This is a genomic window from Phaeovulum sp. (assembly GCF_047638075.1).
Taxonomy (GTDB): domain Bacteria; phylum Pseudomonadota; class Alphaproteobacteria; order Rhodobacterales; family Rhodobacteraceae; genus UBA6197.
Window position 1 is genome coordinate 1 of record NZ_JBLJBV010000016.1, and the last position, 3614, is coordinate 3614.

Below are 3614 nucleotides of genomic sequence, written 5' to 3' on the forward strand. Positions count from 1 at the left end.
GGGGCCCGTTTTCTTCTGGACATGATATACATGCTGCGGCGCAGCATTTCAAGTGTCTTATGCTGCGCCGCAGAATATATTACTCTTCGGCCGTTTCCTTTTTGATTTCTATGACATAGGTGCCCGGTGCCGGTGCCAACACCGGATGACCGGGTCCTCCGGGGGTGCGCGCAGGCACCATTTTGCCCGAACGTTCGGCCAGCCACTCGCCCCAATGCGGCCACCAACTGCCACTACGGAACTCTGCGGCCTCTTTCCAAGTATCGACTGATTCGACGGGCGCATCCGAAACATAGTGCCCGTATTTCTTCTTGCTGGGGGGATTCACGATCCCGGCGATATGGCCCGATTCGGACAGAAGGAAGGTTTTGTCCTTTGATCCCATTTGCGCAATTCCGTGGAAACTGGCGATCCAGGGCGCAATATGATCGGTTTCGCAGGCCACCCCGCAAAGCGGCACGTTCACCTCGGAAATATGCACCGTTTCGCCCAGGACCGGATAGCCCTTTGTTGCGAAGCTGTCTTGCTGGCACAGGCCGCGCAGATATTCCACGGCCATCTTGCCCGGCAGGTTGGTGCTGTCTCCATTCCAGAACAGCAGATCAAACGCGGGTGGTGCCTCGCCCATCATATAGTTGCGGATTGCGGGGGCGTAGATCAGATCATTGGCGCGCAGATAACTGAAGGTTCGCGTCATGAAATACGAATTCAGCATACCGTCACGTTTGCACTGATCTTCGATGCCATCGACAAAATCATCTTGCAGAAAGGCGGTAAATTCACCCTGATCGGAAAAATCGGTCAATGTGGTAAAGAAGGTGGCCGAATTGACGGTGGTATCCTTGCGTTTGTTCATCAGTGCCAGCGTCAATGCCAGCGTGGTTCCTGCGATGCAGTACCCCACGACGTTCAGTTTCTTTTCCCCGGTGATCTCTTTGACCTGCTCAAACGCGGTCAGATATCCTTCGGATATATAGTCATCCATGCCCACATCGGCATAAGCGGCATCGGGGTTTTTCCACGCCACGACAAACAGCGTAAAGCCCTGCTCGACGATCCATTTGATCAAGCTGTTTTGGGGCTTCAGGTCCAGAATATAGTATTTGTTGATCCAGGGCGGAAAGATGATCAACGGCGTTTTATGAACGGTTTCCGTGGTTGGCTTGTACTGGATCAGCTCAAACAGGCGGTTGCGATAAACGACGCTTCCCTCGGTCGTGCCCAAATTCTCACCAACCTTGAACGCATCGCGGTCAGACAGCGTCACCACCAGATCGCCGCCGTAGGTCTCCATGTCGCGGACAAGGTTTTCCAACCCTTTGACCAGGCTTTCGCCATCGGTTTCAACGGCGCGTTCCAACGCATCGGGATTGGTGGCAAGAAAATTGGTCGGCGCCATCATGTCGATGATTTGGCGGGTAAAGTAATTGACCCGCTTGCGATCCACCGGATCAAGGCCCTCAATATTCTTTACCGCATCCTCGATTGCCTGTGAGGAAATCAGATACTGTTGTTTCACAAAGTTGAAATAGGGGTGCGTATCCCAAAGCGGGTTCTTGAAGCGCCGATCCTTGGGGCCGGGGTCGGCGGGGGCGCTTAGTTGGCCCTTGGCAAGCATTTCGTGCGCCGACACATAGTGCTTTAGCGCCTGCCCCCAATAGTTGATCTGAGTCTCCAGAAACTTGGAGGGATTCTCGATCCATTCCTTCATGAAGGCACTGGTTGCCTTTAGGTAAATATCACTTCCTGGCCCCTCCAATGCGGGATTGGGGGGGCGTTTGTGCGACAATGCCGCAACAAGGCGTTGCGACAATGCCTCGACTTTTGCCAAATTATCATTCATTTGCTGCGATGCAGCAGGCGGACCGTTGTCGCTTGTTGTCATGTTAATGTTTCCCCCCTATCTTGCGTTATAGAGCATAACGCCGCCTGTGTATGGGGGTAAAGCGACGAATTGCCACGATTGCCCTCTCGGGCCAAAGGAGGCGCTATGAAGAATATGATGACCTATGATCTGATGGAAACCGTCAGAAACACGAATGAGTGGATGGGCGCATCTGCCCGCGCAATTGCATCCTATCCGATGTGGGGCCTCGTGCCGCATCCGATGTTCAAGGTGATGTCTGCCTGGGGCCGTGTCACGGAACGCAGTTTTGCACGGATGGTGATCAAACCTGACTGGGGTATCCGATCCATTACCGGGGCGGACGGGCGTGACCATCTGGTCAATGTCGAAACCCTGGTGCAAAAGCCGTTCGGTAATCTGGTCCACTTCAACGTGTCCAGCCGTGGCCCGATGAAGCGCCGGGTATTGCTGGTGGCGCCGATGTCGGGGCATTATTCGACGCTGCTGCGCTCGACCGTGGCCAGTCTCTTGCCCGATTGCGAGGTTTACATAACCGATTGGCACAATGCCCGCGATATTCCGGTGTCAGCCGGCAAATTCGACATCGAGGATTACACCCTTTATCTGGTTGATTTCATGCGCCACCTTGGCCCCGATATCAACGTCATCGCGGTGTGCCAACCCGCGCCGCTGACCTTGGCCGCCACCGCCTATCTGGCCGAAATCGACCCCGAGGCACAGCCGCGCACGCTGACGCTGATCGGCGGCCCGATCGACCCCGATGCGGCGCAGACCGACGTTACCGACTTTGGCCGCCGTGTGACCATGGGCCAGTTGGAGCATCTGGTAATTCAGCGGGTCGGTTTCAAATATCAGGGTGCCGGCCGTCTGGTCTATCCGGGGCTGATGCAGCTGGCGTCGTTCATCTCGATGAACAGTGAAAAACACGCCAACGCATTCCAGAACAAGATCGTGGATGAGGCGCAAGGCCGGGGCAGCGAACGTGACCATCACAACATCTTTTATGATGAATACCTGTCAGTGATGGATATGACGGCCGAGTTTTACCTCTCGACGGTGGAACGGGTCTTCAAATCGCGCGATATCGCGTTGAACAAGTTCATGGTCGACGGGATGCAGGTCGATATGGGTAAAATCACCCGTGTCGCCGTGAAAACCGTTGAGGGCGCCAATGACGATATTTCGGCACCGGGGCAGTGTGTAGCGGCGCTGGATCTGTGCACCGGACTGCCCGACAGCAAGAAAGCCAGCCACCTGGAGCCGGGCGCCGGGCATTACGGCATCTTTGCCGGGAAAAGCTGGCGCAACAACATCCGCCCCCTGGTGCTGGAATTCATCGACAGGAACGCAGGTGACGCTGCGGCCCCCGCAAGGATTGTGGCCAACACTGACAGCCCTGCTAAGGCTAAGGTTGAGGCTCCTGCAAGGGCTGAGGCTCCTGCAAGGGCTGAGGCTCCTGCAAAAGTTGCGCCTGTTGCAAAAGCCGAGGCTCCTGCAAGGGTTGAGACCCCCGCAAAGGTTGCGCCTGCTGTAAAGGCCGAGGCTCCTGCAAGGGTTGAGACCCCCGCAAAGGTTGCGCCTGCTGCAAAGGCCGAGGCTCCTGCAAGGGTTGAGACCCCCGCAAAGGTTGCGCCTGCTGTAAAGGCCGAGGCTCCTGCAAGGGTTGAGACCCCCGCAAAGGTTGCGCCTGCTGCAAAGGCCGAGGCTCCTGCAAGGGTTGAGACCCCCGCAAAGGTTGCGCCTGCTG

The 3614-nt window shown here is 56.3% G+C and carries 1 protein-coding gene and 1 pseudogene; one reads left to right on the forward strand and one right to left on the reverse strand.

The annotated features are described in order from the left end of the window. Positions 1-79 precede the first annotated feature (79 nt). Positions 80-1885 (reverse strand): class I poly(R)-hydroxyalkanoic acid synthase, encoded by a 1806-nt coding sequence (gene phaC, locus ACM62R_RS01980; RefSeq protein ID WP_415182393.1) that lies wholly within the window; start codon positions 1883-1885, stop codon positions 80-82. 105 nt (positions 1886-1990) lie between these two features. Here phaC and phaZ point away from each other — a divergent pair. Next, positions 1991-3238, forward strand: a pseudogene (gene phaZ / locus ACM62R_RS01985) (polyhydroxyalkanoate depolymerase); the annotation flags it as partial. Between the last annotated feature and the right edge of the window lie 376 nt (positions 3239-3614).

Coding starts and splice junctions, on each gene's coding strand:
- phaC (WP_415182393.1), bottom strand. CDS start 1,885: ATGACAACAAGCGACAACGGTCCGCCTGCTGCATCGCAGCAAATGAAT.